This window comes from Paraburkholderia sp. 32, from assembly GCF_050435345.1.
GTDB lineage: Bacteria > Pseudomonadota > Gammaproteobacteria > Burkholderiales > Burkholderiaceae > Paraburkholderia > Paraburkholderia tuberum.
In genome coordinates this window covers 356,472-378,220 of record NZ_JBNDKD010000001.1, presented here as the reverse complement: position 1 = coordinate 378,220, position 21,749 = coordinate 356,472, and the positions used below count along the sequence as shown (strand labels likewise).

Annotated in this window: 18 protein-coding genes and 1 pseudogene; 12 read left to right on the top strand and 7 right to left on the bottom strand. The window is 61.5% G+C overall.

Translation table 11 applies throughout. The annotated features are described in order from the left end of the window. Window positions 1-231 precede the first annotated feature (231 nt). Both OKW26_RS01735 and OKW26_RS01730 read left to right on the top strand, forming a co-directional pair. The gene (locus OKW26_RS01735; protein WP_429354161.1) at window positions 232-1,788 is read left to right on the top strand and encodes a methyl-accepting chemotaxis protein; all 1,557 of its coding nucleotides are present in this window, start codon (window positions 232-234) and stop codon (window positions 1,786-1,788) included. A 66-nt stretch (window positions 1,789-1,854) separates the two neighbouring features. Then, on the top strand, window positions 1,855-2,961 hold the full coding sequence (locus OKW26_RS01730; protein WP_429352469.1) for a lactonase family protein: 1,107 nt from the start codon (window positions 1,855-1,857) through the stop codon (window positions 2,959-2,961). A gap of 457 nt (window positions 2,962-3,418) precedes the next feature. Here OKW26_RS01730 and OKW26_RS01725 read toward each other — a convergent pair whose 3' ends face one another. From OKW26_RS01725 to OKW26_RS01715, 3 genes are read right to left on the bottom strand one after another with little or no spacing between them, the layout of a single operon-like run. Continuing rightward, a complete protein-coding gene (locus OKW26_RS01725; protein WP_429352468.1) occupies window positions 3,419-4,927 on the bottom strand; it encodes an efflux transporter outer membrane subunit in 1,509 nt (502 codons plus the stop codon). Window positions 4,928-4,956: 29 nt separating this feature from the next. Then, window positions 4,957-6,096: an efflux RND transporter periplasmic adaptor subunit gene (locus OKW26_RS01720; RefSeq protein WP_429352467.1), complete on the bottom strand. Its 1,140-nt coding sequence runs from the start codon at window positions 6,094-6,096 to the stop codon at window positions 4,957-4,959. Between the two features lie 18 nt (window positions 6,097-6,114). Beyond that, window positions 6,115-9,264, bottom strand: a complete 3,150-nt coding sequence (locus tag OKW26_RS01715; protein WP_429352466.1) for an efflux RND transporter permease subunit — start codon at window positions 9,262-9,264, stop codon at window positions 6,115-6,117. A gap of 87 nt (window positions 9,265-9,351) precedes the next feature. On the opposite strand from OKW26_RS01715, the gene OKW26_RS01710 reads away from it, so the two are divergent. From OKW26_RS01710 to OKW26_RS01685, 6 genes are all read left to right on the top strand, one after another. After that, window positions 9,352-10,011 (top strand): TetR/AcrR family transcriptional regulator, encoded by a 660-nt coding sequence (locus OKW26_RS01710; protein WP_429352465.1) that lies wholly within the window; start codon window positions 9,352-9,354, stop codon window positions 10,009-10,011. Between the two features lie 325 nt (window positions 10,012-10,336). Then, window positions 10,337-11,425: a pyruvate dehydrogenase (acetyl-transferring) E1 component subunit alpha gene (pdhA, locus tag OKW26_RS01705; RefSeq protein WP_429352464.1), complete on the top strand. Its 1,089-nt coding sequence runs from the start codon at window positions 10,337-10,339 to the stop codon at window positions 11,423-11,425. Further along, window positions 11,418-12,395, top strand: a complete 978-nt coding sequence (locus OKW26_RS01700) for an alpha-ketoacid dehydrogenase subunit beta (protein ID WP_429352463.1) — start codon at window positions 11,418-11,420, stop codon at window positions 12,393-12,395. Before pdhA ends, OKW26_RS01700 begins: the two co-directional genes overlap by 8 nt. A gap of 7 nt (window positions 12,396-12,402) precedes the next feature. Next, complete coding sequence (locus OKW26_RS01695; protein WP_187611658.1) at window positions 12,403-13,518, top strand: dihydrolipoamide acetyltransferase family protein; 1,116 nt, start codon at window positions 12,403-12,405, stop codon at window positions 13,516-13,518. A gap of 377 nt (window positions 13,519-13,895) precedes the next feature. Continuing rightward, the gene (locus OKW26_RS01690; RefSeq protein ID WP_012428559.1) at window positions 13,896-14,099 is read left to right on the top strand and encodes a cold-shock protein; all 204 of its coding nucleotides are present in this window, start codon (window positions 13,896-13,898) and stop codon (window positions 14,097-14,099) included. 276 nt (window positions 14,100-14,375) lie between these two features. Continuing rightward, complete coding sequence (locus tag OKW26_RS01685) at window positions 14,376-14,600, top strand: hypothetical protein (protein WP_429352462.1); 225 nt, start codon at window positions 14,376-14,378, stop codon at window positions 14,598-14,600. A gap of 481 nt (window positions 14,601-15,081) precedes the next feature. Here OKW26_RS01685 and OKW26_RS01680 read toward each other — a convergent pair whose 3' ends face one another. Then, window positions 15,082-15,372, bottom strand: coding sequence for a hypothetical protein (locus OKW26_RS01680; protein ID WP_429352461.1), 291 nt, complete (start codon window positions 15,370-15,372; stop codon window positions 15,082-15,084). A 536-nt stretch (window positions 15,373-15,908) separates the two neighbouring features. Here OKW26_RS01680 and OKW26_RS01675 point away from each other — a divergent pair. The 3 genes from OKW26_RS01675 (at window position 15,909) to OKW26_RS01665 (ending at window position 17,767) form a co-directional block, all read left to right on the top strand. Further along, window positions 15,909-16,196 carry a hypothetical protein gene (locus OKW26_RS01675; protein WP_260321258.1) on the top strand — a complete coding sequence of 96 codons (288 nt, stop codon included), beginning with the start codon at window positions 15,909-15,911 and terminating at the stop codon, window positions 16,194-16,196. A gap of 1,053 nt (window positions 16,197-17,249) precedes the next feature. After that, entirely contained in the window at window positions 17,250-17,489 is a 240-nt protein-coding gene (locus OKW26_RS01670; RefSeq protein ID WP_429352460.1) for a hypothetical protein, read from the top strand. Between the two features lie 62 nt (window positions 17,490-17,551). Further along, a complete protein-coding gene (locus tag OKW26_RS01665; protein ID WP_018424494.1) occupies window positions 17,552-17,767 on the top strand; it encodes a hypothetical protein in 216 nt (71 codons plus the stop codon). Window positions 17,768-18,102: 335 nt separating this feature from the next. Here the strand turns inward: OKW26_RS01665 and OKW26_RS01660 are convergent. Beyond that, window positions 18,103-18,290: pseudogene (locus OKW26_RS01660) on the bottom strand (IS3 family transposase); the annotation flags it as partial. 174 nt (window positions 18,291-18,464) lie between these two features. Here OKW26_RS01660 and OKW26_RS01655 point away from each other — a divergent pair. Further along, a complete protein-coding gene (locus OKW26_RS01655) occupies window positions 18,465-19,586 on the top strand; it encodes a sensor histidine kinase (protein WP_429352459.1) in 1,122 nt (373 codons plus the stop codon). Between the two features lie 420 nt (window positions 19,587-20,006). Here OKW26_RS01655 and OKW26_RS01650 read toward each other — a convergent pair whose 3' ends face one another. Together OKW26_RS01650 and OKW26_RS01645 are read right to left on the bottom strand one after the other, a co-directional pair. Next, window positions 20,007-20,270: a hypothetical protein gene (locus OKW26_RS01650; protein WP_184052165.1), complete on the bottom strand. Its 264-nt coding sequence runs from the start codon at window positions 20,268-20,270 to the stop codon at window positions 20,007-20,009. Between the two features lie 383 nt (window positions 20,271-20,653). Further along, window positions 20,654-21,091 (bottom strand): response regulator, encoded by a 438-nt coding sequence (locus OKW26_RS01645; RefSeq protein WP_429352458.1) that lies wholly within the window; start codon window positions 21,089-21,091, stop codon window positions 20,654-20,656. Window positions 21,092-21,749 lie beyond the last annotated feature (658 nt).

Here is a 21,749-nt window from a genome sequence, read left to right as displayed (position 1 = left end):
CTGTCAATCCTCCCAATACCCGGGCGAGCGGGTTTCAAGGTGTCACGCGGAGGGTCGCACTGTCATCGGTCCGCTGGTCAAAGCGCCGCACGGGGGCAACGAAGACCCTTGAAGCGCCCCACCAGAAGTCTGATGTCCCGGCATAAAGCCTATCTGCATGCCCATTTTCTAAAGAGATCGCGGAATCTGCCGATAAACAGGTCATCGTACAACACCGGGTTGAAAAGTAGCATGAGAAACGTATCGGTTCGAAATAGTCTCCTGACTGTCTTCCTGATCTTTGCGGCGATGATTTTGCTGGGCGGCGTGATCGGTGTCGCCACGCTCAGCCGCGCGAATGCCAATCTCAACCGCATCCATCAGATTGCGACGCAGGAAATTCTCGTCAACGACGCATACAAGGACTCCACACGCACTCGAGCCGCGTTGACACGAGCCTACTCAGCTCTAAAGGAGCGCAACGACGAGACGACGCGAGACTCGGCATTGAAGAGCGCCGAAACGACGATGAACCGGGCGGCTGCGGAAACCGAGTCGTTTCGAAGCGCCGCCGTTTTTCGTGGCCGGGACGACGGGTTGAAGCAGCAGTTGATCGAATCGTCAGTCAACCTCGCCGCGATTCTGAAGAAAGCCTCCGATGCTCTGCGTGCCGGCGATACGAACGCCTACGCCGCTATCAACGATCACGACATTACGTCAACCGGTGTGGCGTATTCGGTGAATGTCGAGAAATTCCAGAGCATCGCTAACACGTTGTCGAACGATGCCATCGCGCAGCTCGATCGCGAATATACGTGGGTCGTCAGCCTGGTCATTTTCGGAGTGAGCGCGGCGCTGGTCCTGATCGTCGCTGCGCATTTCGCGCTGCGGCGCATCGTGACGACTCCGCTGAACGACGCCGCCAATCTGCTCGATCGAATCGCGGCGAATGATCTGACAGCGCGCATCCCCGAGGCGAGCGGCAACGAGATCGGTCAGCTATTCGCGGCGATGCAGCGGATGCAGCGTGGGTTGGCTCAGACAGTGGCGAACGTGCGCAACAGTTGCGAGGCCATTTACGGCGGCGCGCGCGAGATTGCCGCGGGCAATGTGGATCTGTCGAGCCGCACAGAGCAGCAATCAGCGGCACTGGAAGAAACCGCGGCCAGCATGGAGCAATTGACGTCCACCGTCAAACAGAACGCGGATAACGCGCAGCAGGCAAGTGCACAGGCTTCGAGCGCAGCCGATGTCGCCGAGCAGGGCGGCGAAGTGGTCGAGCGCGCCATCGAGACAATGAATTCAATCAGCCAGAGTTCGCGTAGGATCGCCGAGATCACCGGGATGATCGACAGCATCGCATTTCAGACCAATATTCTTGCGCTGAATGCGGCGGTCGAATCGGCACGGGCCGGTGAGCAGGGACGCGGCTTCGCCGTTGTCGCAAGCGAAGTTCGCAGTCTAGCTCTGCGCAGCGCGGACGCCGCCCGAGAGATCAAGGCCTTGATCGGCGCCTCGGTCGAGGACGTGGCTAACGGCAATAGCCTGGTCGCGCAGGCGGGTCAGTCGATGAAGCAGATTGTTAGCGCCGTGCGCGGCGTGGCCACCATCATGAATGAAATCAAGGCAGCAACGATCGAGCAGAGCACGGGCATCGAGCAGGTCGGCCAGGCGGTTACGCAGATGGACCAGGTGACTCAACAGAATGCGGCACTCGTCGAAGAAGCCGCCGCTGCCGCGAGCGCGCTCGAACAGCAGGCGCAGTCAATGACGAATGCAGTCTCGGCATTCCGCCTCGCCGCGCAATAGAAGCTCCGATTGACCGACGCAAAGCGCTGGTCGATTCAGACAATCTAAACCATTTCTAACTGGGGTATGAACATGAACGTTAAAGGCGTGCTGGGCGCCACCGCAATTCTGATTGCCGGTGCTTCCCTCTCCTGCGTGTCACAGGCCGCGACGTACGCATATGTATCGAATGCAGATAGTCAGGATATCTCGGTTTTCAGTCTCGACAAGTCGAACGGCTCGCTTGCGCCCGTGGAGACTGTGTCCGTCGGTGCAACGGTGATGCCGATGGCGTTTTCGCCGGATCACCTTCGGCTCTACGCAGGACTGCGTTCGAAGCCTTATCGCGTGGTGAGCTTTGCGGTCAATCCGCTCGATGGCCGGCTGCTCGAACTCGGCAGGGCGCCGCTTGCGGATAGCATGGCGTATATCTCGACGGACGCAAACGGCCGTTACCTCTTTTCCGCGTCATATGGCGGCAACCTTCTGGCGGTGAACCAGATCGGCGCGGATGGTGTGGTCGGCAACGTACAGCAGACCGTCAAGACCGGCCCGATGGCTCATGCGATCCGCAACGCTCCGGACAACCGTTTCGTATTCGCGTCGGTTCTCGGCGCGGATGCCTGGCTTCGTCTCAAGTTCGACGCCTCGAATGGGCAGTTGACCGAGGACACCGCGCCCGCCTATTCGTTGCCGCCGAAATCGGGACCACGTCACTTCGTATTCTCGCCGGATCATCGCTTCACGTACCTGATTGATGAACTCGACGGCAAGCTGCACGTACTCGCCTTCGATAGCACCCGCGACACCGTCAAGCCGGTCGAAACGGTCTCGATCCTGCCGCCCGATTTCTCCGGCGACAAGCCATGGGGGGCCGATCTCCACCTGACCCCGGACGGGCGATTCCTGTTTGCATCGGAGCGCACATCGAGCACGCTCGCGGCGTACAAGGTGAACGCTGCCTCTGGCAAGCTGACGCGTATCGGTACATACCAGACGGAAAAGCAACCGCGTGGATTCAATATCGATCCGTCCGGCAAGTACTTGCTGGCTGTCGGGCAATTATCGACGAGCCTTAGCGTTTACAACATCGATCGCAAGACTGGCAAGCTGAGTGCGATCGGACAGTATCCGGTCGGCAAGGGCGCGAACTGGGTTGAACTCGTGGAGTTTGATGGCACAAACGCCGATTGAGGCTTGATTCCCGGATCGCCGTGCGGTGAGCATGGCGTTCCTGCTTCGGCTTTCACTGGGCGCCACAATTTGCGTTTTGTCGGCGGTGATGCGTCCAATCTTCCGAGAGGTGGGCGCTGCCTTGGAACGCACCCGGCGCCCCGTTGCAGAACGTCAGGCTTTCTGTGTGTTCCGCGACTTTTGCGGTTTTCCGCGGCAACTTTGCATAATCACGAGCTTTGCATAATCGGCCAATCCGGCCATTCGAGAAGCCATGATCTTGCGTGGCAGCGAACGGCCGCTATAGAGAAGGTCGACCCTCCACTTACGGCCACTCTGAACCACTCGAACCAGATTTGCCACGGTCTGCTTGCGAGCCGACAGGATGTCAATCCGAGCGGTCCGGAATGGCTTGCCAGGACCATGACTGTGCCGCATGGTTCCGGGCGACGGAAGGGCATGCCCGCGATGAGGATCATTAGCCGCGGTTACGCACCACATCGCTGCGGTTCCACCAACCGCCGCCGACAGCCTGAAAGAGTGCGACGGTATCGGAATACCGGGTGGCCTGATTCTGGACGAGGCTGATGCGGGCCTGCTGGTACGTCCGCTGCGCGTCGAGCAGCGCAAGATAGCTGATCGCGCCAACGTGGAACTCGCGCTGGGACACAGCGAGGCTGTCCGCCGCCGCCCGCTCGGCTGCTGCCTCGGCCACCACTGCGTCCGCATCTGATTGCAGCGCTCGCAACGCATCAGCCACGTTCTGAAACGCCGAGATGACGGTGTTGCGATACTGCGCCGCTGCTGCATCGAAAGCGTCAATTGCGGCGCGGCGCCGGTGCAGCAACGTTCCACCTTCGAAGAGGGGCTGCGTGAGTCCCGCTCCCAGGTTCCAGATCGCGCTTCCCGGCGAAAACAGCGCATCGTTGGTCTCACTGCCATAGGCGGCGCTGAGCGTGAGTTGCGGCAACATATTGGCGGTGGCGACGCCGATCTCTGCGCTTGCGGCGTGCAGTTGCGCTTTCGACGCGCGAATGTCCGGACGCTGCTCGACGAGTGTCGACGGCAGGCTGACCGGCAACGTGTCGGGCAACTGCAGCGACGCGAGATCAAACGTCTCGACCAGCTCGTCACTCGGGAAGCGGCCAAGATAGGCCGTGAGCTGATTGCGGGTCAGCGCCAGTTGCTTTTGCAGCGGCGGCAACTGCGCGCGTGTTTGCGCCAGCGTGGCCGCCTGCGCGAGTACCGCCGCATTGGCGACGGCGCCGATCGCGAATTGCCGTTTCAATCCCGCGAGTTGCTGCGTCTCGATGTCGACGATCTCCTCCGTGGCTGCAATCTGCGCCCGCAACGAAGCCTCCTGTACGGCGGCCGTGGCGACGTTCGACGTCAAGCTCAGATAGCTCGCCTCGAGTTCGAAGCGTTCGTACTCGGCTTGCGCGGCGAGCGATTCGATCTGCCGGCGCGTACCGCCCCAGATATCGAGCAGGTAGGTGACGCTCACCGAGGCGTTGTTGAGCCTGAAGACCGGCACCGCGGTCGAGATCCCGAACGGCGAGCCCGAAATCTTCTCGCGAGCAGTCGAGATGTCCGCACTCACCGTCGGGAACAGCGCTCCTTGTGCTGCGTAAAGCGCTTCGTTGGCCTCGCGAAGGGTGGCCTGCGCCGCCTGCAGGCTCGGGTTGGCCTCAAGCGCACGTTCTACGAGTGCGTTCAGCGCAGCCGAGTGGAATAGCGTCCACCATTGCCCCGGAATGTCGAGAGCTTGCACGAAGCGCTGCGCCTCGCCGCCGTGGACATCCGACGCGACGGTTCGCTCCGGCAGCGGCTCCCGCGTATAGCCGCTGACCTGCGGCGGCCCGGGTGGCGCGAAGTCAGGTCCGACTTCGCAGCCGCCAAGCAGCGTCGCCGCCGAAAGCGCCGCGCAGGCGGCGCTGCGGCAACATGCTGCCCGGGGGTGACGCGCAAAGCCGGGGTTCGATGTCATTGCTGCGCGCTCCTCATGTTAAGGGCCGTTTACGAAGGCTTCGCCGCAACCGGTTTCACGGCCATGCCGGGGCTGAGCTTGAGGAGATTGCCGACCACGACCGAATCGTCCCGAACGACGCCCTTCCTGACCGCGACAAGTGGCCCGTAGTCCGAGCCGAGGGTCACGTAGCGCTGCTCGACCCGCTTGTCTGCGCCGACGACGTAGACGTATTTGCCAAGCTGGTTGGAGCCGACGGCCACTTGTGGCACCAGCAGCGTGTTGGGTGCGTCCGCGACGTGCAGGCGCACGCGGATGAATTGCCCCGGCAGCAACGTGTGATCCGGGTTCTCGACGGTCGCGCGCGCGGTGATGGTGCCGCTGCTGCGCCCCACGTTGTTGTCGAGAAACGTGAGCCTGCCACGGTACTGCGGGCTCGCGCCCTGACCGACGATGACCTCGGCCGCGATGGTCCCCTTCGCCTGATCCTGCTGGATAGTGGCGAGATCGGTGTCCGGCGGATTGAAGGTGGCATAGATCGGGTCGAGCTGCACGAGGGTGTTGAGCTGGGTCCCCGTGCTGCTGATGAGCGCACCTTCATGCACCTGACTCAGGCTGAGACGCCCGGAGAACGGCGCGCGGATCTTCGTAAAGTCGAGATTGAGCAGCGCCGTCTCGATCAGCGCACGATCCGCCGCGAGCGCGGCCAGGTCCTGATGCTCGGTGCTCGCGGACTGCTGCAGCGTATCGATCGACACGTCGCCCGTCTCGCTCATCAGCGTATTGCGGCGATGGCTGGCGATGGCATATTCGAGCGCCGCCGCATCCTTTGCCGCCTGCGCCCTCGCCTGATCGAGCGCCGCCTGATAACTGCGCGGATCGATCTCATACAGGAGTGTGCCCTTGCTCACGTCCGAGCCATCGGACACCCCCTGCTTCGCCAGGTAGCCGGTCACCTGCGCCTGAAGCGTGACGGTGCGGATCGCGTCCGTGGTGCCGACATATTCGAGGTAAACCGGCACGGTCTGCTCGACCACCTGGGTTACGGGCACCTCGGTGGGGGCGGCTGGGTCCGGCGCGGGCGGGCTGCCGGTAGCCTGTCGCGCTCCCCCACCTGTGAACGACAGGACGCAGACGACTACGGCGATCGCCAGGCCTGTGGCTACAACGCGAAGTTTGCCGACTCTCATTGCGCCGTTGCTCCCCGATCAATCCCCGGACGCCGCCTCGCCGCCATCGCGAGGCGCGCGACCGATACGTTTGAGCACGGCCTCACGCAAGTGCTCGATCACCGTGTAGAAGATCGGCACGAATCCCAGGCTGAGCAGGGTGGCGGCGAGCATGCCGCCTACCACCGTCGTCCCGATCGACCGGCGGCTCGCGGCGCCCGCGCCGGAGGCGATCATCAATGGGACGGCGCCAAAGATGAACGCGAACGCGGTCATGAGGATCGGGCGCAGACGCAGGCGGGCCGCCTCGGTCACCGCCGCGACGATATCGAGGCCGGCTTCGCGGCGCCGCTTGGCAAATTCGACGATCAGGATCGCGTTCTTCGCCGCCAGCCCGATCAGCAGGACGAAACCGATCTGCGCATAGATGTCGACCTGCATGTGGCGCAGCCACAGCAGCCCCAGCGCGCCGAACAGGGCTAGCGGCACCGTGAGGATGATGGTGAACGGCAACGTCCAGCTCTCGTATTGCGCGGCGAGGAACAGGAACACGAAGGACAGCGCGAGCGCGAAGACCAGGCCCGCGACCGAGCCGGCCTGCAGCTCCTGATAGGTAATGCCCGTCCAGTCATAGCCGAAATCCGCCGGCAAAACGCGCGCCGCGCGCTCCATCGCCGCGATCGCCTGGCCCGAACTGTAGCCCGGCGCCGCACTGCCGGTGATCTCCGCGGCACCGTAGAGGTTGTAATGAGGCACCGTGTCCGGCCCCACCGTCGGTTCGAGCCGGCCGAGCGTGCCCAGCGGCACCATGCTTCCCGCGGCGTTGCGCACGTAGAGCCGCGACAGGTCGCTGCGGTTCCCGCGGGCGTTGTCGTCGGCCTCGAGCAACACCTCGAAGGTGCGGCCGAACAGCGTCACATTGTTCACGTACAGCGAGCCGAGATAGATCTGCATCGTATTGAACACATCGCTCAGGTTGAGCCCGAGCAGCTTCGCCTTCACGCGGTCGAGATTGAAATCGTATTGCGGCGTCGACGTGTTGTAGCTGGTGAGCAGGGTGCGCCGCTCGAGTTCAGGCTGTTGCCGCGCCTGGGCGAGAAAGGCCTGGGTCGCCTCGCCGAGTGCGGCACTGCCCCGGCCGCTCAGGTCCTCGATTTCGAAATCGAAGCCGCCGAAGGTGCCGAGGCCGGCAATAGTCGGTGGAATCAGTGCAAGCGCCACCGCCTCCGGAATCTGATTGAGCTTCGGCTGTACCGTGGCGATGAGGTTGGCGACGCTCTGCTTCGCACCTCGCTCGTCCCACGGCTTCAGGATCACAAACTGGGCCGCACTGTTCGACGTCGTGCTGCGAGTGATGAAATTCAGACCGCTGATGGACAGCACGTTCGCCACGCCGGGCGTCGCCCTCAGGATCGCGCGGGTCTGCTCCATTACGGCCTCGGTGCGTTGCAGCGAAGCGCCATACGGGAGTCGCGTAATCACATAGAAATAGCCGGGATCTTCAACCGGCAAAAAGGCGGAAGGGATCGTCGAATGGAGCAGCCAGGTCACACCCAGGCCACACGCGAAGACCGCCAGCGCGAGCCAGCGCAGCCGGATCAAGCCGCGCAGCGAATTCGCGTAGTGGCTGCGCGCCCAGTTAAAGCCTTGATTGAACTTGCGAAACAGGATGAAGCGTGGCGGCCGGTCCCGTCGCAACAGCAACGCGCAGAGCGCCGGACTGAGCGTCAGGGAATTGAACGCCGAGAGCGCCACCGAAATGGCGATGGTCAACGCAAACTGATTGTAGAGACGGCCCGTCACGCCCGGCAGGAAGGCGATCGGCACGAACACGGCGCCGAGCACTGCCGAGGTGGCAACGATCGGCCCCGTCACTTCCCGCATCGCCGCCTTGGCCGCAGCCATGGGCGTAAGCCCGCTCTCGAGTTGGCGTTCGACATTCTCGACCACGACGATCGCATCGTCCACGACGAGGCCGATAGCGAGGACCATGCCGAGCAGGCTGACCGTGTTCAGCGAAAAGCCGAGCACCAGCATGATCGCGAGGGTGCCGATGAGCGCCACTGGAATGGCGATCATCGGAATGAACGTGGTCCGCCAGCTCTGCAGGAACAGGAACACGACGCCCAGCACCAGCAGCAGCGCAAAGGTCAGCGTCTTCATCACCTCGACCATCGAGGCGGACACGAACATGGTGGTGTCGTAGGTGATGCCCCACGCCATCCCTTTCGGGAAGCGCTTTGCAAGCGTCTGCATCGTGGCCTTGACACGCTGGTCGAGGTCGAGCGCATTAGCGCTCGGCAACTGGAAGACGGCGAGCAGCGCCGCCGGGTGTTCGTTCACGGAGGCGCTAGAGGTGTACTGAAGTGCGCCCAGATCGATGCGCGCCACGTCGCGCAGATACACAGTTGCGTCGCTCGCCGTGCCGGCGCGCAGCACGATATTGCCGAATTGCTGCGCGTCCGCCAACTGGCCGTGGGTGTTGATCTGGTATTGAAACGTCGTGCCCGCCGGCGCCGGCGCCTCGCCGAACTTGCCTGCGGCGACCTGCACATTCTGTTCGGCGATCGCATGCTGGACATCGCTGGCTGTCATGCCGAGCGCGGCGAGCTTGTTGGGGTCGAGCCAGATGCGCATCGAGTAGCGGCGTTCGCCGAAGATCGTGACATCGCTCACGCCGGGCAGGCGCTTGAGCGAGTCGACGAGTTGGAGATAAGCGTAGTTGCTGAGGGTGACAGGATCGATCGAGCCGTCTGGCGAATAGAGATTCACCGCCAGAACAAAGTTCGGGTTCTGCTTCTGGATGGTGATGCCGGCCTGATTGACGATGCTGGGAAGCTGCGCCGTCGCCTGCGAGATGCGGTTCTGCACGTCGACCGCGCCGATGTCGATGTTGTAGCCGACGTTGAACGTGACGGTGATCGTGGACGTGCCATCGTTGGCACTCACCGACGACAGGTAGCTCATACCCGGCACGCCGTTGATCTGCTCTTCGAGCGGCGCGGTGACGGTGTCCGCCACGACCTGCGCGCTCGCACCCGTATAGGTCGACTTGACCAGAACCTGTGGCGGCGTGATCTGCGGAAACCGCTCCACCGGCAGGTTGAACCAGGCAATGAGCCCCGCGAGCACCATGATGATGGCGATCGACGATGCGAAGATCGGACGCTCGATAAAGAAATCGACCATTGACCTCGCCCCGAGTCCCAGGTAGCTTGACGGAAACGCGCCGGTATAGTTTCCGCCGTCGGTAGACATTGTCAATAGGCCTGGATCGTGACGCGCGAAACACAGACTCAACCTATCCGATCAGGCGGGCGTCCTACGCTGCGAGAGTCCGAAATTCGTCTGCAGCGCCTGCTCGATGTTGCGCAGCGCCATTTTCTTGCCGCTGGATATCGCGAGACCAGCCTTGAAGGCATCGCGCGAGAGGCGGGTATTGCAAAAAAAACGCTGTACGATCGATTCGGCAGCAAGGCGGCCCTGTTCAGCGCAATCGTCGAGACGCTGCGTCGTTCATGGATCACGCAGCTCGGCGATATCGTGCTCGATGCGCGCCGTCCGGAGCACGTCCTCGAGAAGGTCGCGCTCCATCTGCTGGATGTGTGCACGCGGCCTGACATGATCGCATTGCATCGCCTGCTTCTGACCGAGGCCTATCGTTTTCCCGAACTCATCAGCGGGTATTACAACAAGGCGGGTGAACTACGCGGCATGGAGCCGCTTTCGGACTATCTTCGTTCGGCAGTCGCCGATGGCGCATTGCAACTCGATGACGTTGCGCTGGCTACCGAGCAGTTTCTACACCTGGTACTCGGCGGAGTCCGCGCGCGGCTGCTGCTTGGCGCCACCAGGAGGCGCCCCGGCGCATCGGAGCGCAACAGAATCGCGCGTGAGGCGGTCCGCATCTTCCTCGCTGGATGCAAGGTGCTCTGAGCGAGCGCGTTCCGGTCTTCGTCCGATTCTGCCCGGCCGATATTCGCCTAGAGCGGCCGCGGCCGGCGGGATGCCGGCCCAATTCCCGTCTGCTTCCGGGGCCGCGCAACCGGCCGCCCGCTGCTGCATTGCGACAATCGGGCGTCCGTATTCCTGGTTGCCGTGCCGCGTGTGGTTGAGGCGGCGAGGAATTGGCCCCCTGTACGTGTTTCCCTTGCCTAAACTCAAGTTGGTACGCGCCGAACTCTGACGGCACGAGCGCGGTAGCGCTCGCGCGCGAACTCCGGCACGTATTTGAAATCTGAAAGAACATGGGGGGGCGGACATGACGACGGCTGTCAGCTTTCATATCGGCTATACGCAATACCTTGGCCCCGATGGCGAGCCTGTCCAGTCATTGCCAGCCTTCGCACGTGACCCGGCGGCGCTGATTCCGCTCTATCGCGCGATGGTGCTGACACGGGCGTTCGACACGAAGGCGGTCGCGCTGCAGCGTACCGGCAAGCTCGGCACCTTTGCGTCGTCGGTCGGCCAGGAGGCGATCGGTGTCGGTGTCGCCAGCGCGATGCAGCCCGACGACGTGCTGTTCCCTTCGTATCGCGATCACGCCGCGCAATTGCTGCGCGGCGTCACGATGACGGAAAGTCTCCTGTATTGGGGCGGCGACGAGCGCGGCAGCGATTTCAGCGTGCCCCGTAACGATTTTCCGAACTGTGTGCCGATCGGCACACAGGTGTGCCATGCGGCCGGCGCAGCCTACGCGTTCCTGCTGCGTCACGAGCCGCGCGTTGCGGTGGCGATCTTCGGCGACGGCGGCACATCCAAGGGCGATTTCTACGAGGCGATGAACATGGCCGGTGTCTGGCAGGCGCCGCTTGTGCTCGTCGTCAATAACAACCAGTGGGCGATTTCGGTACCACGCAGCCACCAGAGCGCTGCGCAAACGCTCGCGCAAAAAGCGATCGCTGCAGGAATAGAGGGGCTGCAGGTCGACGGCAACGACGTGATCGCCGTGCATCAGGTTGTCCACGCGGCGCTCGCCAAGGCTCGCCGCGGCGATGGCCCGACGCTGATCGAGGCGCTCAGCTATCGCCTTGGTGATCACACGACGGCCGATGACGCGACGCGCTATCGCGACGCCGAGGTCATCGGCAAGCAATGGGAATACGAACCGCTGCTTCGTTTGCGCACCTACCTGATGCACGTGAACGTCTGGACCAAGGCGCAGGACGAGGAACTCGGTAAGGCGTGCCGTGCGCAGGTCGAGCAGGCCGTCGACGCGTACCTGGCGATACCGCCTGCGGGCCCATCCGCGATGTTCGATCACCTGTATGAGGCGTTGCCCGCAGCGATGCGTGAGCAACTGGCGATGGCGCAACGTTTCGCGCCGGCTAAGGGGAACGGCGATGGCTGACCTCAACCTGGTCGAGGCCCTCAATCAGGCGCTCGCATATGAACTGGCGCACGACCCTGCCGTTGTGCTGCTCGGAGAGGACATTGGCGTGAACGGCGGCGTATTTCGCGCGACCGTCGGGTTGCAGACGCGCTTTGGCGCTCAGCGGGTGATCGACACGCCGCTGGCCGAAACCGCCCTAGCCGGCTGCGCGATCGGCATGGCGGCGATGGGCGTTAAGCCCGTTGTGGAGATCCAGTTCGCCGGGTTTGTCTATCCGACCATCGATCACATCCTGAATCATGCGTCGCGTCTGCGGCATCGAACGCGCGGACGACTGACGTGTCCGCTAGTGATCCGTGCGCCATGCGGCGCAGGCATTCACGCACCAGAGCACCATTCCGAAAGCCCTGAAGCGCTGTTCACCCACATACCCGGGGTGCGCGTCGTGACGCCGTCGTCGCCAGCACGCGCGTACGGCTTGCTGCTGGCGGCGATCCGGGACCCGGACCCGGTGATCTTCTTCGAGCCGACGCGGCTGTACCGGCTCTTCAGGCAGCCGGTGGAGGATGACGGCGAAGCGCTGCCGCTCGACAGTTGCTTTACGTTGCGCGATGGGGCAGACGTCACACTGGTGAGTTGGGGAGGCGCGTTGCAAGACGTGCAGGCCGCGGCCGATCTGCTCGCGCAGGAAGGCGTAATGGCCGAGGTGATCGACGTGGCGACGCTCAAGCCGCTCGACATGAACACCATTCTCGCGTCGGTGGCGAAAACCGGACGCTGCGTGATCGTGCACGAGGGCTCGCATGCCGGAGGGGTCGGCGCGGAGATCGCCGCCAACATCGCCGAGCGCGGACTGTACTCGCTGCTCGCACCGGTGCAGCGCGTCACCGGTTATGACGTGGTGGTGCCGCTGTACAGACTCGAGAATCAATACATGCCAGGCACTGAGCGCATCGTTGGCGCGGTCAGGCAGGCGCTGGAAGCGTAGGGATGCCATGAAAATCTTCAAACTGCCCGATCTCGGCGAAGGTTTGCAGGAAGCGGAGATCGTCGAGTGGCACGTCAAGAGCGGCGAAGACATTCGCGCGGATCAACGGCTGCTGTCGGTGGAAACGGCGAAGGCGATCGTCGATATTCCGTCGCCTCAATCCGGTCGAGTCGCGAAGCTGTTCGGCCAGCCCGGCGATATCGTGCATCTGGGGGCGCCGCTCGTCGCATTCGAAGGAGCGGCCGACGAAGCCGATGCCGGTACCGTGGTCGGTCATATGGAGGTCGGCCAGCATGTGGTGCACGAAGCGCCGGCGGCGCTCGGCGGCAGCCCGGGCACGGGTGTCGGCACAATCAAGGCGATCCCGGCGGTGCGGGCGCTCGCGCGCAAGCTTGATGTCGATCTTGCGATGGTGACACCGTCGGGGGCGGAGGGTGTCATCACGGCGGCTGACGTGCAGCGCGTCGCGAAGATACTCGCTCAGCTCGGTCCGCCCGAAGTGCTGCGCGGCGTGCGGCGCGCGATGGCGCAGAACATGGCGCGCGCGCAGAGCGAAGTGGCGGCCGCGACCGTCATCGACGACGCCGACATTCATGAGTGGCCGCCACATACCGATGTGACGATCCGCCTGATCCGTGCGCTGGTAGCAGGATGCAGCGCCGAACCCGGGCTCAACGCATGGTTCGACGGACATGCGGGACGGCGCCACGTACTGGAAAAGATCGACCTCGGCATCGCCGTCGATCTACCGGATGGCCTCTTTGTACCGGTATTGCGCGACGTTGCGCACCGCAACGCAGCGGATCTGCGCGGCGGCCTCGACCGGATGCGTGTCGACATCCGGGCACGCAAGATTCCACCGGAGGAACTGCGCGGCAATACGATCACGTTGTCGAACTTCGGCATGATCGCCGGCAAATACGCAGCTCCCGTGGTCGTGCCGCCCACTGTCGCGATCCTCGGAGCGGGGCGCATTCACGAGCAGGTCGTGGCGGTAAGTGGCGTTCCGGCCGTGCATCGGATCTTGCCGCTTAGTCTGACGTTCGACCATCGGGTCGTCACGGGCGGCGAAGCAGCTCGGTTTCTCGCCGCGGCGATCGTGGATCTGCAGATGGCGCAGTAGCAGCTGTGACTGCGCGAATTCAAAAATTCAGAAGGTGTATGCGTTGTGTCCAGCTTGAGACGTTCGCAGATGTAGGCACAGCGAAATCGTATGCCAATCCGTAAATCGATCGAGGCGTGCCGGTTCGCAGCTTCGTGCAGCGCACCCGGTCTTTGGATCGCTTCGTCTGCAAAACGGCCCCGCCCCGTGAAACAGTTACAAGATAAGTATTGACGCTGGTACCACTCGGCGGTTAAGGTGCCGCATGAAGTTCAAGAAGTTCGATTGCTGTTCATCAATTGCTCGCTCCTCAGCGGTATTCGTTGTCCTCTCCCTCCTTGACGCTTCATACGCTCTTCAACGGAGCACATTTTCCCGTTTTTTCTCAAGGATTCTTCATGGATACCGGTACCGTTAAGTGGTTCAACGATAGCAAAGGTTTTGGCTTCATCACCCCGGACAAGGGCGGTGACGACCTTTTCGCTCACTTCTCCGAAATCAGCGGCGACGGCTTCAAGACGCTGGCTGAAAATCAGAAGGTGAGCTTCGAAACGAAGCAAGGCCCGAAGGGTCTGCAGGCAGCTAACATCAAGCCGCTGTAAAGTTTGAAGAGCCCGGCGTTCCGCAACGGACGCCGGGTTGCAGGGACATCCTTACGGAGCGTTGTTTCCTGAAGTGGCGCGTTCGCTCCTGGCTGCATCGGTTTCGCCGGCAGCTGGCCAAGCGCCATACGTCTCATTGCACTCATTTTCCCCTCTGGCATTAGCGCCACGTCTTCGCTTTCCGACTGCTTCAGATTCGGCCTGAGATGCCTTTGAATCGGCGTACCTGTGCACATTTCGCAAGGCACGCGCGCACTCGACATTATTAAAACTAAAATGCAGAACAAACAAATTCAACAATACAACGGCTATGCCGTCCAGCCCTCGGCGCATCGTTTGCCCGACGGCAGTTTTTCCTCCAACCTGCTGCTAGAACGCGCCGATAGCGGGCGCGCGGACGGCCGCTACCAGTTCTATTCGCTCGATTACTTCACGAGTGAGGAGCAGGCGTTGCAGCACTCGACACGCTGGGCACGCAACTGGGTCGACACGCGCGGTTAACGGCGATGCCCCAGATCTGCACGCTCAACGCATCTCAGGCATCAGGACGCATGCAATAAGGCGCGCGCGATCGATCGGTTACCTTTCGGTTTGAGCCGCGCTCAGTGCGAACTTCTGGATTTTCTCTATCGACGTCTTCGGCATGCTACGCACGGCATGGAAGTCGACGACGCTCTTGAGCTTTCAGAATGGGTCGAAGTGTGAACGCAGGCGCGGGCGGACGGCAATCACCCGTCGGTCACTATGCGGCCGAGATGGAATGGACATGGCTTCCCTTCGGGCATGACGGTATCTACTTCGTGGTCGACGCCTGAGGAGGCGATGACCGGAACTGGCAGCAATGCGGTCGCACTGGCATAGCCTGCCGAGCATGTGGCGACTGACGATCAGAAGGTCAACTTCTTTATCACACACATTGTTGATGGCGTGCCGCTGGCGCGCGCGAACACGGGTACCTTCTGCATAGACTCGGGTTCTGGCTCTAGCGCTCAGGGGATTCCAGAATGGTGCGATCAAAGCCGTCAGTATCAATCAGCATTTCGGCGTAGGCCACCGACGCGCGCCTTGCGTCGCCGGCATTCACGAAGGGCCTCTTGCCGGGCACACGGAATAAGCGACTTCGCGGGTTGTCCGTCATGGAATCCGGGTCGCTGATGCGAATCGACGCATCGAATCCTTCCTCGTAATTGTGACCATATCCTGGTTGAGTCGTGCGATGCGGATACACGAGTAGGGAAATATCGAGGCCGCGATAATGGCGAATGGTTGTCATCAGGTCACTCCTTTTGGCCGCAGCAAGCAGCACGTTTTTGATCGTTGTGCAGGTTTGGCCGAAGGAGATACGCCCCCGAGCCACACCGACGAGGCGACCGGAACGAAGTTTCCTGGCTAGCTGTCCGGTACGCGGATGCCCGAGCTTCGTGCTTAACATCCGCAAGCGTTCCCTCACCCGGCATTCCGCTCACGTTTGTCCGATCGGGCACTGCACTGTCCCGAACTCACGAAGTGGGTCGCTCCCGTATCCTTGGCCAGCCTCATCGCGCGTGGCAAGCAGACGCTGTTGATCGTGGTGTTCTTGAAGGGTTTGCAACGTAAGCGCAGAGGTGGAACTGGGCAGGCAGCCGTCGCCGGCCATCTAAGCCAACGCTATGACAATCCGGGCAGTGCCCCGCTTTGCCGACCCCACGTTTCAAGGTACGCGCGACAGTACTATCGGTCAATACAATTCTGGTAACAGTCTCAGCGTCTGCGCCGCCCGATGTAACCCGTTCCAGCGTATAGTGAGCCATACCCTGTGGAGTGACCAACATGTCGACACACCCGATTCTTCTCTACAAGGGGTACGAACTTCATCCCCTTGTCTTTCCCCGCACATTCAGTCGCTTTGACGGACATTCCCGTTACGCGGAAGGTTACGAAATTGCAGTACGGATATGTCGTCCGGCGGCGACAGCAATTCCCTCCGCAAGCCGGGTCTTCAGGCTGAACCAAACGCATACATTCTCTGACTTCGGTACGGCAAGGCGAGCCGCCCGGCAGCAGGGAAAGGACATCGTCGACGGAAAGGTGAGCGGCGCTTCGGTCGTTGACATATGAAAACGCCGCTGACGGACAGCATCCATCGATGTGCTCGATCGTGCGACGAATTGCTGTGTGCCTGATGGCCGATCTGATCGTCGCTCCCACATAAAAGGCGGCTGCCGCAATAGCGGGACAGGGCTGCGATCGACGTGCTGCTCGGGACGCTCGCCGGCGATCATCCTCCCGAACGATTCGCGATTTTGCCTTCCCCGAAGATTCGATGTGGCCGGCTGCAAAAACCTACCGCAGACCAGCAAGTCGAGCAGCAATTGGCGTCGCTGGCTCACGCCGTCTCGTCGCCCAATCGGGCCACGCCCTCCCAACTGTTCCGCGACGAACACGTACCCCCGAAATGAAGCCGGTCCGGATAGCTGTTGCATGTCACGCTCGGCAATCGCGTGGTCGCGGATGCGTCCGCGTCGTGCCAGAGGCGCAAACACCGCATTGGTCTCCTCGCAGGCGGTCGGGTAACGCTGGAACTCCTTATTACCTGACGAAAGGGTGAATCGATTTCCGCCAAAAAGGGCGAACGGGGCTGCAATGCAGTTTCGCGCGCTTCGTTTCGCCGTGGTTGAATTGTTGACGTCGAGACTGCTTGCCGCGCATGTCAGAGGCGCATTCTGCGTCGCCACATGATGAGCCTGAGAAGAGAGGCAGCCCGATGTGGATCTTCGGATCGCCGCCGCCTACCGGCGCTGCGGTACGTAAGTGCCGGGTTGACTTGCATGTTCCCTGTGCTTCTCTGACGGCGCCTGGAGCACGGGTTTTTCTGTACAAATCCATCAATGGGCGTAGCATGAAATGGTCACTCGACCTGCGACCGGTCCTCGCGTCGCCAAGCTGCTTACCCGACGGAACCGGAGATCCGCTTTCACCCAAAACCGAAACGTGGCCGACCTCCTGAACGGGAGCGGACGCAGTGGCCACGTCGCTACGCTCCGTCTTTTCCGCTACACAATGAGACGGCCTCAAAGGTACCGATCACAACCGGTTCTCCGTCTCTACCGCGGGCTCGAACTTCATCCGCTGGTGGTTGACTCAGAGCCGTTGCAATCATTGGAGTGTGGTATGGAAAGAAACGACCTGCTGAAATGGATTCGGTGCGATGGTGGTGACATCGTCGATCGGTTTCTGCCGCCCGGCGCGCAGGGCGAACTGGATGGTCTCATCCATGACCGCCGTCACGAGATCGATGCGGGCGCGTTTCTGATGTTCATGTCGATTCGTGCGCTTCTATGCGAACGCGGCATGGAAAGCTGCGATTCGGATCGCGAGGCCGGACAAATCATGGCCATGCTGAGCACCTAGATCGCGCTTTTCGACGCCCCTCTGCGACAGTCGCAATCGAGCGATAACCCCAAAGGAATACCATGCGCTTCAATTCCACCCTGATCGTTATCGACCCGACCCCCCGGCGGGCCGACGGCGAGTACATGGCCCACGCACGCATCAGCGGCAGCCGTGCCGACGGCACCGGGTACGAGATTCATTCGAGTGGCGATCTGGCAGGCTTCGACGCACGCGAGGACGCGATAGCCTATGCGAAGAACTGGGCGCAGGACTGGCTGCACGCGCGCTTCGGTTGACAGACGTCTCGCCTACGGACGCAACGAGAGAGGGATTGGCGTGCAGGCCGGCCATTCGCGATCAGAGGAAGATGCAGCGGGATGTTGGTCACGCGTTTCGATCCAATCGCTTGCCCGTCGGTTCTGGTAAACCGGTGCCTCCGCTTGACGGCCACAGTACCCTAGAGAGTAGAACTCGAAAAGCAGGGGCCGTACGGACATCGGATCACCTAAGCGTCAGGTCTAAAGAGAAAGAGCCGTCGGAGACTGCGTGGGCAGCATTGTCGGGCGAGCACCCTTTGCGCGACATCGACCGAATCAGCTTCGCGTCGCGCATACGTGAGAGCCACCCCGGCCAGCGACGCCTTCTCCCGGTCGGTCAGGAGTTGCAGGTTGACGCCCAGGTCTCTTTTAGCAATTGATTGGTCTTCTCCAGGATGTCGTGTTCAAGCTGCAATTGGCGGATATCGCGTCGAAGCGATTCGACCTGCCGCTCCAGTTCTCCCCGCTCAGGGGCGTGCGGCGAATCGTTGTGGCGTTTCATGAAAGGCCGGACACGAACGCTCACCACTGTCCAGAAAATCCAGGCGGTTCATTACAAGTACATGGACTACCTCCAGGTAGTCCAAGACGGTGTAAACCCGATGGATCCCGCGACGAACTGGCGCGTAATATCGGTTCGGCTAAAAATCTCCTCAATTTCTTCGCCGGAGTAGGCATGCGACTGTCCGATTTTATCGTGCAGGAAATGGAGCCCATTCTGGCGCAGTGGGAGGCGTTTGCCGCCACGCTGCTGCCAGCCGCTGGCAACATGGGCACCCTCGCGTTGCGCGACCACGCGCAGCAGATTCTGGAAGCAGTAGCGAGGGATTTGCAGACTTCGCAGACCAGGGAAGCGCAGCACGAAAAATCCTTGGGGAGGGCACCCCGGCTGACGGATGCGCCGGAGACAGCTGCGCAATCCCATGCGGTCCTGCGCGCTCGAGGCGGTTTCAACATCATCCAGCTGGCCGCGGAATACCGCGCTTTGCGTGCAAGCGTGCTGCGTTTGTGGATGGATGAGTGTCAGCCCGATGCGCCTCATCTGGATGACATCATCCGCTTCAACGAGGCCATCGATCAGGCGCTGGCCGAATCACTCGGGTTTTTCAGCACACAAGTCGATCAGGCTCGCAATCTGTTGCTTGGGATGCTCGGACACGACATGCGGAGCCCGCTGCAGACGATCCAGGTGACAGCTTCCTATCTGTCCGCGCTCAATGCGGGGGAGCGCGTTTCAGAAGCTGCAGCCCGTCTGGTGCGCAGCGGCGCCCGGATGCAGGCACTTCTGGATGATCTGTGCGATTTCAACCGAACAAGGCTCGGGCTAGGTATTAACGTCATACCTGCTGCCGTTGATCTGACGAACGTGTTCACTGATGAGCTGGACCAGTTGCGCGCAGTCCATCCAGACCGGCAGATCGAGCTCGAGGTGCACGGTGACGTTCAGGGTGTCTGGGACGGTCCGCGTCTGCAGCAACTGCTCGGCAATCTCGTTCTGAATGCGCTCAGATATGGCGCGCGAGACGCGCCCGTGCGCGTCGTGGTGACTGGCGAGGAGGCCGAGGTGCGCTTCGAAGTCTGCAATAGCGGACCAGCCATCGAGGGACTGTTGCTGGAGCGCATCTTTGATCCTCTTCAGCGAGGTCCCGAGCGAAAAATCAACGAGGACGCGCAAGGCAGCCTTGGGCTCGGGCTGTATATCGCGAGCGAAATCGCCAAGGCGCATCACGGCGCGATCGAGGCGCGCTCAGATAAAGAAGAGACCGCATTCGCCGTACGTCTGCCGCGCCGGGCGTAGCAGGCGAGCCAGGCTTGGTAACGGGCATGCCACGAATTATGTGGGCGGGGGATCTGCTGGTGGTTTTACACCTGCCGAGACGCGCCTATTCCATCGCCGGTCCTCACAGACCGACCACGACTGCATGAAGCAAATCCGCGGCATCGTGGCAATAGCAAGGGTGCGCGCCCCGATTACCTATTCGGTTCGTGCTGCTCCATGCGCGCGATCAGCCTCGATCATTAGAACCCGGTCAGATCTCATCGAGAAAACGCGCGCGTGCACGCTTCGCCGTCATATCAGACCAGGATGGAGTTGCGCGGACGAACTCCGGCTCACGGCATTCGGCCTGGAAGTGCCCGACCGCGCAGCAAGGATCGCAACGGCTGAAGCGGGAAGAACCAAGGTGCCAGTCGCCGCCATCGGGGTCTCGCGTCGCCATTATTGTTTCATCGCGCCAGTTGCGTTCGAGTTTGACGCGCCTTGAGGCGACATCGCCTGCTCACGCTTCTGCATCAATGTGCCACTGGCGGGCTTGCTGTTGCCGGCGTCCGCAGCACGGCCCATGCTCTGGCCAGCGGCACCCGGCTGCGCGTTTTGAGTATCACGGTGTGCTGGCGCAGCGTTGCCGGTGTTGGTCTGCGCAAATGCGCAAGCGCTAGCGATGATGGAAATTGCGCTGATTCCTGCCATTATCAACTTCATGATCGTCTCCCGTTCGGACCTGCTTTTCCATCTCTGACCTGCGTGCAGCATGACGCATGCCCGGAGGAAGTGGCGAACAATAAGCGTGTGCTGTTGCCGCCCGCGAGAAGGGGATCGAAATCTCTTGCCATCTTTTACCTTGTGTCAGCGTGCAGGCGCTGCTCTGTAGCGACGGTTCCTGTACGGGCTCATTGCTGACGATGTGATGGGTCACGACCGTTGCATCATTCCAGTCAAATCTGAAAACCCAGGTGGATGGCTCAACCCGGGTTTGAGCAATCTCGCCGCTTTGCAGGCCATCCGCTAAGAACGGGACCGGCCGTCCAGCAAACACCGCCTGGCTGCGTGTGTAACGTGTGGCTTGGCATGCCGACAGCTTGGGCTTAGGGCCAGCATCGCGAATCGATGGCTCGCCAGCGCGCCGCGGCGGGGTACTCGGAGTCGCGTGGCGCCCGCGCATAGGTCAGGCGCGCTGCAATGAACCTGTCGACGGTGTCAAGCAACGCCGCTATCGAGGCCGGCTTTCGCAGGAACGCTGTCCAGCAGCGAAACTCTCCCGTAGGTTCCGGCATAGCCGACAGCAGCACCACCGGTAAGCCGGAAAACACCGCCTGACACTTCAGACGCCGGCAAAGCTCCTTGCCGTCCATTTCCGGCATCTCCAAATCGGTGATAACGAGTTCCGGAAAATCCGTGTGGGCCTTCTGCAGTGCGTCCCAACCGTTCTCCGCGAGCACAACACGGTGTCCGCGACTCTCCAATGCCAGTTGCAGCGCGCATCGGTTTTCAAGGTCATCGTCGATGAGCAGTACGGTGGACATGACACGACATGGTGGAAGGATCCTACTGGTCTCGCAAGCGGCATACCTAGCAGCGCTCGCTGCCTGTTCGACTACAGTCTCCGTCCAACACGTGGGCGGTCGGGCGACATGGCTGCGGCATTGCGCTCGCCCGCTTTGCTCTTACCAAAGCAGTAGCGCAAGTCCGCCGCACCCCGTTGACTATATTGGATACGTCGACCGGTGAGAGTCATCGACTTGAACCGGATAATCATAAAACTTCCGTCTGAAAGTTAATCGATTTGGTGTTTTGGTGACGGCTTGGGTCATGTCAGCGATCACAGGAGTTCCTCGCTGCGAACGCGGATGCGCCGCCGACAAAATTCGCGGGACGGCCGATTAACCCGATCAGGCCGCTTTATGCCAAATGAATCGTGCCATTGAAACCGGCCAGTTGTTACTGGTCGGAACGATTGGCGAGTTCGAGTTTTTCTGCCGCCGCGGATCATTGAAAATGGGATTTCACTGACCTAGAATTTTGCGGTTACCCGATGGATATTCACTTCTGCCTGATGAAAAAACGGTCGTTTTTTCTCGAATTAGTGTCGGATTCTTCCGTCGTTGTTCTGTCTACGCGGGGTAGACCCACATAATCAGCGCACAGTTAATTAACGAAAAACCATAATCCTTGCAAGGCATG